A 13,966-nucleotide genomic window follows, 5' to 3' on the forward strand; every position below is an offset into this window, starting at 1 on the left:
GCTGATTGAACCTTTCGTCGCTAAGATTGCTTGCTAATTCAAAGCCTTAGGGTATAGCTTATGTCGAACTGGGGTTACCTTAGGCAAAAAGTTACTTTACTTGATGGCTTTTGAAAAAATAAAGGACGCTACTTGCGCTATGTCCCTCACGGCTTATGCTGTCAACCATACAGCAAAACACTGGGTAGCTTTCATCACGCAGCCCGATAGCAAAAATTTGAAACTCTGCTGACTTCAATACCAAGCTTTTTTGTATCCGTTCACACAACAAGTCATATTACTATCAAAATTGGTATTACCAATTTACAAAAAACCGTATAAATATCACTGTTTTTTTGAAATTTAATTGAATTAAAGCGTAATTTTCTTTATTATTTAACCAATTATTGATACTCAGACTATTTTGGTAATACCAATTATTTCATGGAGGAAATGATGCAACATTGGCAACAAATTTATGATCCCATGGGTAATATTTGGCTTTCAAGTGCCATTGCCCTTATCCCAATTATCTTCTTTTTTCTAGCCTTGGCGGTATTTCGTTTAAAAGGTAGTGTTGCAGGCACTATTACCGTTGTTTTGGCGTTGCTTGTTGCCCTATTCTTATACCAAATGCCGGTGACATTAGCGCTATCATCCGCGATTTATGGATTCTTCTACGGACTTTGGCCCATCGCCTGGATTATTATCGGTGCGGTATTTTTATACAAAGTCACGGTAAAAACAGGGCAATTTGATATTATCCGCTCCAGTATTTTATCGCTGACCGAAGACCAACGCTTACAGATGTTATTGGTCGGGTTTGCCTTTGGTACTTTTTTGGAAGGCGCAGCAGGCTTTGGTGCACCCGTGGCTATCACGGCGGCGTTATTGGTAGGATTAGGGTTTAAGCCTTTATATGCGGCTGGACTTTGCCTCATCGTCAATACGGCCCCTGTTGCCTTTGGTGCGATGGGAATTCCAATCATTGTGGCAGGACAAGTGTCTGGGGTAGAAACCCATGCCATCAGCCAAATGGTCGGACGTCAGTTGCCTTTTATTGTGCCGATTGTATTAGTCTGGATTATGGCGATTATGGACGGGTGGCGCGGGGTTCGTGAAACCTTTCCAGCGATTGTGGTCGGTGGTGGGTCATTTGCCATTGCGCAGTTTTTGACCTCAAATTATATTGGACCTGAGTTGCCTGATATTACCGCTGCTATTGCCTCGTTAATTAGTTTGACGTTGCTATTTAAAGTGTGGCAGCCCAAGCATGTGTTCCGTTTTGAAAATCAAGTCGAGGGCAAAAATCAGATGGGTGATACCACAAGCGTATCAGCACCGTTGCCAACCACCCATTACTCGCCCGCTCAAATCATCAAAGCTTGGATGCCGTTTGCCATTTTGACCGCGATGGTGTCGTTGTGGAGTATTAAGCCGTTTAAAGATTTGTTTGTCAAAGGCAAAGATGGTCATCCTGATGGCGCGTTGGTCGATATGGTGATGAGTATCAATGTGCCGTATTTGCACAATGCAGTACAAAAATTGCCCCCAGTTGTCACCAAAATTACCGACTATGCCGCAATTTATAAATTTGATTGGTTCTCGGCAACAGGTACTGCCATCGTGCTTGCGGCGATTATCTCCATCGTGATGCTAAAAATGCGTCCCAAAGAAGCGTTATCGACGTTTGGCGAGACCGTTAAAGAACTACGCACCCCGATTTATTCTATTGGTATGGTGTTGGCGTTTGCGTTTATCGCCAATTATTCTGGGTTGTCTGCTACATTAGCGTTAGCATTGGCGCACACGGGCAAAGCTTTTACCTTCTTTTCACCATTTTTGGGTTGGTTAGGGGTATTTTTGACAGGCTCAGACACTTCAGCCAATGCGTTATTTGCCGCTCTTCAAGCCACCACCGCTCAGCAAATTGGTGTGCCTGAGGTGTTGTTAGTGGCAGCCAATACCTCAGGTGGGGTGACTGGTAAAATGATTTCTCCGCAATCCATTGCCATTGCCTGTGCCGCCACAGGTTTGGTGGGTAAAGAGTCGGATTTGTTCAGATTTACCGTCAAACATAGTATTATCTTTACTATTATGATGGGCGCGCTCATTACGCTACAAGCGTATGTTGTGCCTTGGATGATTCCACACGGATAATGATGGGTAAAGTATGAAGGTTGCAACGCAGGTTATTGAACAATTAATTTCGCTAATAGACCGGGAAGGGCTAAAAAATGGCGATAGATTGCCTGCCGAGCGCCATTTGTGTGAGCGACTAAGTGTATCTCGTACCGCACTGCGTGAAGCGATACAGCAGATGAATAGTGTCGGTATTACCGAAAGTCGTATTGGGTCGGGAACGTTTGTCAAAGATGTGCAAAAAATTAAACAGAGCCAACCTCTTGTGGCGCTGTCTGATAGTCTGATATTACAGACACTAACCCCGTTATTAGATGCCGATCCCCTGTATCGACTTGATGTGCAAGAAGCAAGAATTGTACTAGAAGGCGGTACAGCCTGGTACGCTGCCCAAAGAGCTACAAAACAAGACATTGAAAAAATCCGCTTTTACTACGAGCAGTTAGCAAACAGTCAGGCGCATGGCGATACCGAACAAGCTGCTATTGCCGATGCCAATTTTCATTTAGCGATTGCCGAAGCCTCCCAAAATGCGGTATTGTTGCAGATGATGAAAAATGTTTTTCACCTAATGAGACATAACGTGGTATTAGCTCGGCGAAAAATTTACACCGAGCATTATGGCTTTGAAACCCTACACACGCAGCATATGGCGATGATGAATGCAATTATCGCGCGTGATAGTGAGTTAGCTCGCAAAGCCGTGGGCGAGCATATTGAGTTTGTGATAAAACAGGTTGCCAAAATCGATGAGGCAACAGCTCGCAGACAGCGAGTTTCCCGATTGGCCACTGATGTTTTTTAATACAGATGCCTGTTAATGCAGGCGCATTTTATAAACGTACTTTAGTGTAAACAGTTTTGAATGCACGTGGCTATTTCTACCATTAATAACATAGTTAAGATAGGGATATTATGATTATTTCTTCTGCCAATGATTACCGAGAAGCGGCTCGCCGCCGTTTACCCCCCTTTTTATTCCACTACATTGATGGTGGCGCGTATGCAGAATACACCCTAAAACGTAATGTTGAAGATTTATCGAGTATTGCCTTACGTCAGCGGGTATTAAAAGACATGACGCAGCTTGATTTATCTACTGAGATTTTTGGTGAACAGCTGTCTTTACCTGTGGCGCTCTCGCCGGTGGGTTTGACAGGGATGTACGCTCGCCGTGGTGAAGTCCAAGCAGCCATGGCTGCCGACAAAAAAGGCATTCCATTTACCATGTCAACGGTATCAGTCTGCCCTATCGAAGAAGTCACCCCAAAAATCAATCGCCCTATGTGGTTTCAGCTGTATGTGTTGCGTGACCGTAAGTTTATGCAAAATGTGCTGGAGCGTGCCAAAGCGGCAGGCTGCTCAACGCTGGTGTTTACCGTCGATATGCCTGTACCTGGGGCGAGATATCGCGATGCGCACTCTGGTATGAGTGGACCCAATGCCGCCATGCGCCGCTATCTACAAGCATGCACCCATCCGCACTGGGCAATGAACGTGGGATTGCTAGGAAGACCCCATGACTTGGGTAATGTTTCTAAATATCTTGGTAAAGCAATCGGATTAGAAGATTATATCGGTTGGCTTGGTAATAACTTTGATCCCTCGATTTCTTGGAAAGACTTAGAATGGATTCGTGATTTTTGGGATGGCGCTATGGTCATCAAAGGTATTCTTGACCCACAAGACGCCAAAGATGCGGTACGTTTTGGCGCTGATGGTATTGTGGTTTCCAATCATGGTGGACGTCAGCTTGATGGGGTGATGTCAACTGCCACTGCCCTACCCAAAATTGCCGATGCTGTTAAAGGTGATATCAAAATCTTGGTCGATTCGGGTATCCGTAATGGCTTAGATGTGGTGAGAATGTTGGCATTGGGGGCAGATTTATGTATGTTAGGACGTGCGTTTATCTATGCGTTAGCCGCCGATGGTGAGGCTGGGGTAACCAATTTACTCAACTTGATAGACAAAGAAATGCGCGTGGCAATGACATTGACCAGTGCAAACCGAATTCAAGATATCAATCGAGACTGTTTAGTAGATTTTAGTACTGTGACTTGATAGACTGACAGTGACTAGTCAACCTTAGCGTCTCCATGATATTTTTGATTTTGGTAAATGCTAAGATTTGATGATTGAACTAAGTGCAATAAATTTATCAACTTCATGGCGCAATAACCGCTTATGATCAGTGGTTGATTGAGCGATGGTAAATGAATTTAATATTGATATTTTTTATTTTCGATAAAAAAACCGCTCTATGAGAGCGGTTTTTGTTGTTTATGACCTATCAAATTCTAGAAGAAGCCCATCGGTTTTTCAGAATAGCTGACCAGTAAATTTTTGGTATTTTGGTAATGCTCTAGCATCATTTTGTGGTTTTCACGCCCGATGCCTGATTTCTTGTAACCACCAAATGCGGCATGGGCTGGATAAATGTGGTAACAGTTTGTCCATACTCGCCCAGCTTGAATAGCACGCCCTGCACGGTAAGCAGTATTGCCACTACGTGCCCACACGCCAGCACCTAAACCAAACATAGTATCATTGGCAATACGCATGGCATCATCAAAGTCTTTAAAGGTTGTCACAGACAGTACTGGGCCAAAAATCTCTTCTTGGAAGATTTTCATATCATTGTTGCCTTTAAAAATCGTCGGCTCGATATAATAACCTTCACCCACCTCATGTCTTGCATTACCACCGGTTAAAAGCTCGGCGCCTTCTTGTTTACCTGTAGCAATACAGCCTAAGATTTTGTCTTGTTGTTCCTGAGAGGCTTGCGCACCAATCATGGTTTCCGTATCCAATGGATGACCTGTTTTGATACGTTTTACCCGTTCTACGGCTTTCGCCAAAAAGGCATCGGCGATACTTTCATGCACTAAGGCTCTCGAAGGACAGGTACATATTTCACCTTGATTGAGCGCAAACATCGTAAAACCTTCAAGCGCTTTTTCTAGGTAATCATCTTCTTTATCCATGACATCGGCAAAGAAAATATTGGGTGATTTACCGCCTAACTCTAAAGTAACTGGAATAATATTCTCTGTCGCATACTTCATAATAAGCTGACCGACAGGGGTTGAGCCAGTAAAGGCAATTTTTGAGATTCGTGGGCTTCTAGCTAAATGACTACCCACCTCTTCGCCATACCCATTCACGATATTTAAAATACCTGCTGGTAGCAAATCTTGAATCAATTCAACAAGCACCAATAAGCTCACAGGCGTCTGCTCGGCGGGTTTTAAGACAATGCAGTTACCCGCGGCTAGTGCAGGCGCGATTTTCCAGGTAGCCATTAAAATTGGAAAGTTCCAAGGAATGATTTGTCCAACCACACCTAAAGGCTCATGAAAGTGATAAGCGACCGTGTCATCATCAATGGGTGAAACACCGCCTTCTTGCGCGCGAATTGCACCGGCAAAGTAGCGAAAATGGTCAATGGCAAGTGGTATATCCGCAGCCAAGGTTTCACGGACAGCTTTACCGTTTTCCCACGTTTCAGCTACTGCCAATAACTCAATATTTTGCTCAAGGCGATCTGCGATTTTTAATAATAGATTAGAGCGCTCTGTGGGTGAAGCCGCATTCCACTTAGTTTTAGCATTATGGGCGGCATCAAGTGCAAGTTCAATGTCTTCTGGACTTGATTTGGCGACTTTGGCGAAGGGCTTGCCGTTGACGGGTGAGATGTTATCAAAGTACTCACCTTTAACCGGCGCAACCCATTGGCCGCCAATAAAGTTGTCATACTTTTCTTTAAAATTGATTTTAGCACCGTCAGTATTAGGGTCAGCATAACGCATAATGACATTTCCTTTTGTCAGTTGGTAGATAAACTGCTTCGTGCAGTTGGTGGTTACACATTCATATTATTACAGAAACGGTAGGTAAAAGGTAGGTGTTTAATTATTCTTTACAATACGCTAGGCACATTATACTATTGAGGATAGCTTATTTTAAAAACCAAGGATTGGTTAGTGAATTAGGATATTTTAAAATATGAATAAAAATAGACTGTTAGAGCAAAGGCATCGGATTGATAAGAAGCGTTTTAACATTACCTTTACCGATAATAATGCAGATCTTATCCAACAAAGTATTGTCCAGTCATGGCACCGCTCAGACAATGCTAACATTCCAACTGAGCGCCAACAAGCACCCATTAACGCCACCAAAAGCGAGCAATCGTATTATCTAAAAAAAGCCTTAGGCTATTGTCAAAATCAATTACAACATATCACCTTGCAATCCTCCATGGTGATGGCTGTGGCTGATATCGGTAGTACGATTATTTGGACGACTGCCAGTAAGTCTATGCAAAAAGCGGCAGAAGCGGTTAACTTCATCGAAGGCGGATGCTGGGGGGAAAGCCAAGTTGGCACAAATGCCCTTGCATTATCGCTAAAAACGCAGCAATCAACTTGTGTTTTTTCTAATGAACATTATATGCCTTCGGTTCATGAATGGGTCTGTTACGCCACGCCTATCATTGAACCGCATACCAAACAGGTCATTGGCGTACTGGATTTATCGACCACTTGGCAAAATCACAATAATTTTGGCATATTTGCTGCTGAACGCTGTGCCAGTATTTTACAATCCGCTTTGAATGAGTGCCAAAGACACTATCTGTATATTCAAGGATTTAATGAACCCAGCGTCATATTCAATGGCAAAACCTTGCGACTGACCCCTCGGCAAGTCGAGATATTGACAGTGTTAGCACTTTGTCCCCAAGGCATGAGTTTAGATGCCTTACACCAAGCGATCTATGGTGAGCGTAAAGTGTCACAAGGTACGCTAAAGACTGAAATGTCGCAGTTACGTGATACACTTACTGGTTTATTGGGTTCTCGTCCGTACCGCCTATTAATGCCCATTGATGGTGATTTTTTACGGGTTGAACAATCATTAAATGCAGGTTATTTAGAAGCGGCCATCAAATTATATACCGGCATATTTTTTAGCAAAACTGAAAGCCCTTTTTTATGCACTTGGCGCACCTGTTTAGAAGCTCGCTTGAGCCAAGCCATTTATCATTCAGATCAGGTTGACTTATTACTCATGCATTTGTCAAATTGCCCCGATGCTAGCGACGCTATAGAAAGGTTGATTGAGTTAATGCCAGATAACCTCTCGATTCACCAACATTTAGAGGTACTGTCAAATCGGTAACTATCAATTTTTCTTTAACCCTCAATTTTCCCCTAATCATGCACTTTTCGTTATTTCCCGCTTTACTATCCTGTCTAGGCGCTGTCCGTGCAAGCATTGCTGCAATACCATCGACCTGTCAAGATAAAAGATAGCATGCCTTTATGCACTTTTGGGTGGTAATGCTTTTGTATTTTTTATCGAAAATTTATAGTACGTAAATTCTGTGACAATTAACGTTCCTATTATTATCATTATCACTCATAGCATTAGAAGGCTTGCGATTTCAAGCGTTTTTTCTTGGGTGAAAAGTGCTACAATGTGACAAAAAATTTTGAGACCCTTATGAATAACGCGTTATGGCTTCCTTGCACACAGATGCAAGCCCTTGAAAACAATCCCCCACTCCACCTCGTCAAAGCTCAAGGCAATCAATTATATGATCAGGACGGTAACGCCTATTACGATATGATTAGCTCATGGTGGGTTAATTTGCATGGACATTGCCATCCCTTTATCAACGAAAAAATAAAACAGCAGCTCGATACGCTTGAGCATACTTTAATCGCTAGTGTCACTCATCCGCCGATTTTGACGCTTGCAGAAAAATTGGTTGCCATCACGCCCACATCATTCACCAAAGCTTTTTTTGCCGACAGTGGCTCAGGGGCGGTGGAAGTCGCGCTTAAGATGAGTTTGCAGTACTGGCAGCAATCAGGGCAAACGCAAAAAACCAAATTTATCTCATTGGAACACGGTTATCACGGTGAAACCGTTGGCAGTCTTGCGGTGACAGACATCCCGCTGTTTAGTGAACAATACAAAGATTTGATTGTCAGTCAAATTCGTATTCCTTCCCCCGCGCATATTTTCAGCTCTGACGCTATCGCAGCGCAGCTTTATGAGCAAAAAAGCTTGGATGCACTAGAATGCATCTTGGCAGAAAAATCTCGCGATATCTGTGCCATTATCCTTGAACCTTTGGTACAAGGGGCGGCTGGCATGGCGATGTATTCTGCTAATTATTTACTTGGCGTTGCCAAACTTGCGCACCATTATCACATCCATGTGATATATGATGAGATTGCCGTGGGTTTTGGTCGTACAGGTACTATGTTTGCGGTAGAGCAAATGCTGGCGTTGGCAGATGCGGATAAACAAGAAAATTATTGCCCTGACTTTATCTGTCTATCAAAAGGTCTAACGGCAGGCTATCTGCCAATGTCTTGCGTCATGACAACCGATGATGTCTACCAAGCATTTTATGATGACAAAGTGGAAAAAGGGTTTTTACATTCTCATAGTTTTACTGGCAACCCATTGGCTTGTAGCGCGGCTTTGGCGTCGCTTGAACTGTTTGAACGCGATAATGTCTTGCTACACAACCAATCCCTTATCCAAGCGATGGCTGATGGCTTACAGCAATTAGCTGATGCCAATTTGCCCATAAAGTTTGTACGTCAAACCGGCATGATTGCAGCTTTTACCTTGGATTTTTCTCAAAATTTGGGCAAAGCCTTTACCCAGTTATGCCTTGATCGAGGCGTGATGATTCGTCCGATTGGCAATCATGTTTATCTTATTCCACCTTATTGCACGACCCCAGCGGAGATTGGGCACATCTTTGGCATATTAAATCATTGTTTGCAAAAGCTTTGTGACAATCTCCCCCAAATCCCCCAAGGCTCGTCTCAAGCGATTGATTTGCCTTAACACCTTTACTAACGTCTCATAAAATTTACGAACTAACTAATTATAAATAAATGTTTGTTGTTATCATCAGTCCTCAAAAGCTAAGATTTATTACAAACGTTCAATTCTTACAGTATTATAAAAAATTGTATTAAAATTCACAGCTTATGCCTACATTGCTCGTATTTAACGTATAATCAATGAGATTATCGTCAAAAAAATATTTAACTTTTGTAGGCATCTTAACCCACTTAACTTAACTGAATAGTGAAACTCACTTAGATGATTTATGCGTAGATTTTTTTATAACCAACCAAATTTGCTACAAGTTGGCAGCACTGTGCCTTTGACCGAAGATATTTTTCATCATTGGTGTAAAGTGTTAAGAGCAAGTATGGGCGAGCAAGCGTTATTTTTTGATGGTCAAGGTGGTGAATATACCGTCACTTTAAAGGATGTCACTAAAAAACAAGCGCTCGTTACCATCAACGATTTTAATCCAATCAATCGAGCTTTGCCATTTACTGTCAACATTGCCTTGGTTATGAGCCGTGGCGAGCGCATGGATTATGCGATTCAAAAAGCCACAGAGCTTGGGGTGTCATCGATTCAACTGCTCACAAGCCAACATGGCGAAGTACGTCTAAAAGCAGACCAAGCCGATAAAAAGCTCGCCCATTGGCAGCAGATTGCGGTATCGGCTTGTGAGCAATGTGGGCTTAATATCGTGCCAAACTTACTGGCACCAAAAGCTGTTAGCGACTGGATTGATGAGCCAGCAGGCGTGCCCACTTCTACCAACGTGACCAAATTAATTTTAGCCGTTCCTCCTGATGACAGTGGCGTAGTGCCACCTTGTAATCAAATTGAAGGTAACGACATTGAGCATAACGATATTGAACCCATCACGCCCTATACCAACCCACTACCTCATATAACAAACCAGTTTAGACAGTGTACTTTAGCCCAATTTTGGTTACTCATTGGGGCAGAAGGTGGGTTTTCAGAGCAAGAAATAACGCAAGCTATCGAGCGAGATTTTATGCCTTGGCAAATTGGCGAGCGTGTGCTACGAACTGAGACAGCCCCTGTCGTCGCATTGTCTTCATTGTTGACGCTACATCAAACTTTGACCCTTGCACAGGAATAATCATGTCATCGAATAATGATCCAGTCATGCCGATAGACCATCGTGATTGCTTTACGGGTGCTAACAAGTTTTGTCATGATGAGTTAAGTCAGTATGGGTTTATTGTCGATAGCCATTTTTTTGATCAACAAATTTCGCTTGAACATCAAAATGCGGTGTTTGCCTCGGTTTTTTCAAAAATCCATGATGGCATTTTTATGCTTGATGAACAGCTACGTTTTATCTGTGTCAATCAGCAATTTTTAAACATTACCGCCTTGCCACGCGATCAGGTGCTAGGTAGCCCGTTTTATTTTTATCCGTATAAGACCTACGCCCCACACTTACAGCAAGCGATTGCCGCCATCATTACCAAACTGGATAATCGACAATCAATTTCGACCAATTTAGTGCTTTCTTATCACAATTCACCTGAAGTGGCGGTTTGGCTAGATATCTCCGTGTGTGAAGTCGATGATAATCGGGTGGTGTATGTAGGGTTACTCACCAATTTAACCAAAAAAGATGCGCAGCTTAGCCACACCTTACATCTCTACAATTATGATGAATTAACGGGCCTGCCCAATTACGATAGCTTTTATGAAAAATTAAAAAGCTGTATTGACTACTACCAGACAGCCGATAATCAGCGCGAGTGTATGGGGGTATTGCTACGCATCAATATTGATAAATTGCAGTCTTTTAACATCAGCCTTGGCATTGAAAATACCAATACGCTGATTCAAGGTTTTGTCAAACGGGTAAAATCCTTAAAAATTTCGGGTGCCAGTTTAGTCACTTTTTCGCGGTTTGGGGGTGATAGTTTTGCGGCGATGATTTCGGTACAACACCTTGATGCCGCGCATTATTACGTGGCAGCGCTCAAACAGTTATTTGACCTACCTTTTAGCATTGACAACCAATCAATTTATTTAAGGTTGTCGATTGGCGCCTCGGTTTTCCCAACCCATACCCAAGATGCTCAGACATTGCTATTACAAGCAGACACGGCGTTAAAACATGCGCGGCTCATCAGTGATGAAGATTGTGTTTGGTATGATGACAACCAGCAAAAAGGCAATTTTAAAGACATTCATTTGCTCAGTGCCTTTAAAAATGCATTATTAAAACAGCAAATTTTGCCCTACTTTCAGCCTAAGTTAGAGTTTGCACAGCCTGACATGCCGATGTTTGAAGCGCTGGTGCGCTGGGAGCATCCCACCCTTGGACTTCTCTATCCCAACGATTTTTTGGCGGAGGTGCTCGATAAGTCATCGCAGGCGCTATTTGAAAAAATTGTTTTAGCTTGTATTGAGCAGATTTTGACATGGCGTGAGATGGGCTATAACTGCCTCATCTGTATCAATATTGATAGTCGTCAATTGATTAATGACAAATTTATTGAGTTTATTGAAGGGACGATACAGCAATATAGTTGGCTTGCCCAATTAATCAGTTTTGAAATCACGGAAGTCTGCAAAATTCATGATGAATTAAAAGCGCAGGTGATGCTATCAAAACTGCGCCAGTATGGTTTTAGTATATCGATTGATGACTTTGGTACAGGCTTTGCTGCGATGCAATATTTGATTAAATATCCGATTAATATGCTCAAAATTGACCGCTTATTTATCACGGATATTTTACAAGACCCAAAAAAACAAGTGATTGTCAACTCAGTGATTGATATGGCGCATTCGTTATCCATGAAAGCCTTGGCTGAGGGCGTCTCTAACCGTGAAGAAATTGAATATTTGCTTAGCCTGGGTTGTGATTTGATTCAAGGCTTTGGTTTTGGTGTACCCATGTCTGGTCAAGATACCACTAAATGGCTCAAAGCCAACTATAAACCAAACTATTTGCTATAAGTTCTAATTTGACCAATTAGATTTTTTTATGACCCTATAGTCATGATAGTACCTTGTCACCTTTGTCAAATTTTCCTATCTTAGAGAGATAAAACCTTAATAATGGGGTAGGTTTTTTTGTCTTTTTAAAACACTAATCAAGGATATCGTATGCAATATAAAGCACCGCTTCGTGATATGAAATTTGTCATGCATGAATTATTAAAATTTGAAGATCACTACAAGACCATTCCTAGCTATGCCCATACGGATAAAGAAACGATTGATAGTTTCATAGAAGCAGGTGCAAGCTTCTCAGAAGCAGAATTATCACCCCTTAACCGTTCAGGCGATGAAGAAGGCTGTCGTTTTGAAAACGGTAATGTGTATACCCCAAAAGGCTTTAAAGAAGCCTATAAACAATACTGTGAATTAGGCTTTCCTTCTTTATGTGCCGATGAAGAATTTGGCGGTCAAGGCATGCCATTGTCATTGGGTTCAGCGGTCAATGAAATGGTAGGTACCGCTAACTGGTCTTTCTCAATGTACCCAGGTCTATCTGAAGGGGCTATCCGTACGCTAGAACACCACGGTACCGATGAACAAAAACAAAAATATTTGTTAAAACTCGTCAGCGGTGAGTGGACAGGTACCATGTGTCTGACCGAAGCGCATGCAGGTTCTGACCTAGGTATTATCCGCAGCAAAGCTGAACCCAATGAAGACGGTTCATACGCTATCACCGGTCAAAAAATCTTTATCTCAGCGGGCGAACACGACATGGCAGACAACATTGTCCATATCGTACTAGCGCGTTTACCGGGTGCGCCAGCAGGTACCAAAGGTATCTCATTATTCATCGTACCAAAATTCAATGTCAACGAAGATGGCTCTATCGGTGAGCGTAACCCCGTTACCTGTGGTTCGATTGAACACAAAATGGGTATCAAAGCCTCTGCAACTGCGGTATTAAACTTTGATAAGGCCAAAGGCTACTTGATTGGACCTGAAAACAAAGGTCTAAACTGTATGTTTACCTTTATGAATACCGCCCGTATTGGTACCGCGATTCAAGGTCTCACTGCGGCGGAATTGGCTTTCCAAGGTGGCTTAAGCTACGCTAAAGAACGTCTTGCGATGCGCGCATTAAGCGGTGCAAAAGCGCCAGAACAAGTGGCTGACCCAATCATCGTCCATCCAGCAGTGCGCAACATGGTATTAACTTGTAAAGCGTTTGCAGAAGGTGGCCGTGCCCTCGTCTACTATCTATCACAATTCTCTGATGTGGTAACTAAAGGTGAAGGCGAATCACAAGCTTACGCTGACCAAATGTTGTCTTTTTTAACCCCAATTGCCAAAGCCTTCTTAACTGAAACAGGTTATGAAGCAGCCAATCACGGTGTGCAAGTATATGGTGGTCACGGCTTTATCCGTGAATGGGGCATGGAACAAAACGTACGTGATACGCGTATTGCTTGTTTATATGAAGGTACCACTGAAATCCAGTCACTCGACTTGTTAGGTCGTAAAGTATTGGGTTCACAAGGTAAAATGCTAGCTAACTTTAGCAAAGTGATTTATCAATTCTGTGAAGAAAACAAAGACAACGATGCGATGGGTGAATTCATTCGTCCACTAGCACGTCTGAATAAAGAATGGGGCGATTTGACCGCTCGCATTGGTATGCAAGCCACTGAAAATCCTGATGCAGTGGGTGCAGCGGCTGTTGACTACATGTACTATAGTGGCTATATCACCCTTGCTTACCTATGGGCGCGTATGGCGTTAGTCGCTCAACAAGCGCTCCAAGGTGACACCACTGAGACCAAATTCTATCAAGCCAAAATCAAAACCGCTCAATTCTACTTTGCAAAACTATTGCCTCGCACCTTAACTTACGTCAAACGTATTGATACAGGTCTTGAGCCATACATGAGCATGGACGTTGACGAATTCCAATTCTAATTTTTTACTAAGCTATCTAGTTAAGCTATCTAGTGTAGTAATAAAATTA

Annotated in this window: 9 protein-coding genes; 8 read left to right on the top strand and 1 reads right to left on the bottom strand. The window is 42.7% G+C overall.

The annotated features are described in order from the left end of the window. The first annotated feature begins 465 nt into the window (after nucleotides 1-465). The 3 genes from lldP (at nucleotide 466) to lldD (ending at nucleotide 4,185) form a co-directional block, all read left to right on the top strand. Complete coding sequence (gene lldP, locus ACH0AB_RS07410) at nucleotides 466-2,139, top strand: L-lactate permease (protein ID WP_406877806.1); 1,674 nt, start codon at nucleotides 466-468, stop codon at nucleotides 2,137-2,139. 13 nt (nucleotides 2,140-2,152) lie between these two features. Then, nucleotides 2,153-2,926, top strand: coding sequence for an FCD domain-containing protein (locus tag ACH0AB_RS07415; RefSeq protein ID WP_406877759.1), 774 nt, complete (start codon nucleotides 2,153-2,155; stop codon nucleotides 2,924-2,926). 110 nt (nucleotides 2,927-3,036) lie between these two features. Beyond that, the gene (gene lldD, locus ACH0AB_RS07420) at nucleotides 3,037-4,185 is read left to right on the top strand and encodes an FMN-dependent L-lactate dehydrogenase LldD (protein WP_060994706.1); all 1,149 of its coding nucleotides are present in this window, start codon (nucleotides 3,037-3,039) and stop codon (nucleotides 4,183-4,185) included. A gap of 236 nt (nucleotides 4,186-4,421) precedes the next feature. On the opposite strand, the gene exaC is transcribed toward lldD, so the two are convergent. Continuing rightward, the gene (exaC, locus tag ACH0AB_RS07425) at nucleotides 4,422-5,933 is read right to left on the bottom strand and encodes an acetaldehyde dehydrogenase ExaC (RefSeq protein WP_282840895.1); all 1,512 of its coding nucleotides are present in this window, start codon (nucleotides 5,931-5,933) and stop codon (nucleotides 4,422-4,424) included. A 196-nt stretch (nucleotides 5,934-6,129) separates the two neighbouring features. On the opposite strand from exaC, the gene ACH0AB_RS07430 reads away from it, so the two are divergent. The 5 genes from ACH0AB_RS07430 (at nucleotide 6,130) to ACH0AB_RS07450 (ending at nucleotide 13,917) form a co-directional block, all read left to right on the top strand. Next, complete coding sequence (locus ACH0AB_RS07430; RefSeq protein WP_406877760.1) at nucleotides 6,130-7,305, top strand: helix-turn-helix domain-containing protein; 1,176 nt, start codon at nucleotides 6,130-6,132, stop codon at nucleotides 7,303-7,305. A gap of 300 nt (nucleotides 7,306-7,605) precedes the next feature. Further along, nucleotides 7,606-8,997, top strand: coding sequence for an adenosylmethionine--8-amino-7-oxononanoate transaminase (gene bioA, locus ACH0AB_RS07435; RefSeq protein ID WP_406877762.1), 1,392 nt, complete (start codon nucleotides 7,606-7,608; stop codon nucleotides 8,995-8,997). Nucleotides 8,998-9,265: 268 nt separating this feature from the next. Continuing rightward, nucleotides 9,266-10,126, top strand: a complete 861-nt coding sequence (locus ACH0AB_RS07440) for a 16S rRNA (uracil(1498)-N(3))-methyltransferase (protein WP_406877763.1) — start codon at nucleotides 9,266-9,268, stop codon at nucleotides 10,124-10,126. 2 nt (nucleotides 10,127-10,128) lie between these two features. Then, nucleotides 10,129-11,973: a putative bifunctional diguanylate cyclase/phosphodiesterase gene (locus ACH0AB_RS07445; RefSeq protein WP_406877765.1), complete on the top strand. Its 1,845-nt coding sequence runs from the start codon at nucleotides 10,129-10,131 to the stop codon at nucleotides 11,971-11,973. Between the two features lie 150 nt (nucleotides 11,974-12,123). Next, nucleotides 12,124-13,917, top strand: a complete 1,794-nt coding sequence (locus ACH0AB_RS07450) for an acyl-CoA dehydrogenase C-terminal domain-containing protein (protein ID WP_406877766.1) — start codon at nucleotides 12,124-12,126, stop codon at nucleotides 13,915-13,917. Nucleotides 13,918-13,966 lie beyond the last annotated feature (49 nt).

It is taken from the genome of Moraxella sp. 179-F 1C4 NHS (genome assembly GCF_045370505.1).
In the GTDB taxonomy this organism is placed as follows: Bacteria; Pseudomonadota; Gammaproteobacteria; order Pseudomonadales; family Moraxellaceae; genus Faucicola; species Faucicola tetraodonis.

Bases quoted from the DNA above. Each gene is read 5' to 3' on its own strand.
- ACH0AB_RS07415 (WP_406877759.1), top strand. From the start codon at position 2,153: ATGAAGGTTGCAACGCAGGTTATTGAACAATTAATTTCGCTAATAGAC.
- lldD (WP_060994706.1), top strand. From the start codon at position 3,037: ATGATTATTTCTTCTGCCAATGATTACCGAGAAGCGGCTCGCCGCCGT.
- lldP (WP_406877806.1), top strand. From the start codon at position 466: ATGGGTAATATTTGGCTTTCAAGTGCCATTGCCCTTATCCCAATTATC.
- ACH0AB_RS07445 (WP_406877765.1), top strand. From the start codon at position 10,129: ATGTCATCGAATAATGATCCAGTCATGCCGATAGACCATCGTGATTGC.
- ACH0AB_RS07440 (WP_406877763.1), top strand. From the start codon at position 9,266: ATGCGTAGATTTTTTTATAACCAACCAAATTTGCTACAAGTTGGCAGC.
- ACH0AB_RS07450 (WP_406877766.1), top strand. From the start codon at position 12,124: ATGCAATATAAAGCACCGCTTCGTGATATGAAATTTGTCATGCATGAA.
- exaC (WP_282840895.1), bottom strand. From the start codon at position 5,933: ATGCGTTATGCTGACCCTAATACTGACGGTGCTAAAATCAATTTTAAA.
- ACH0AB_RS07430 (WP_406877760.1), top strand. From the start codon at position 6,130: ATGAATAAAAATAGACTGTTAGAGCAAAGGCATCGGATTGATAAGAAG.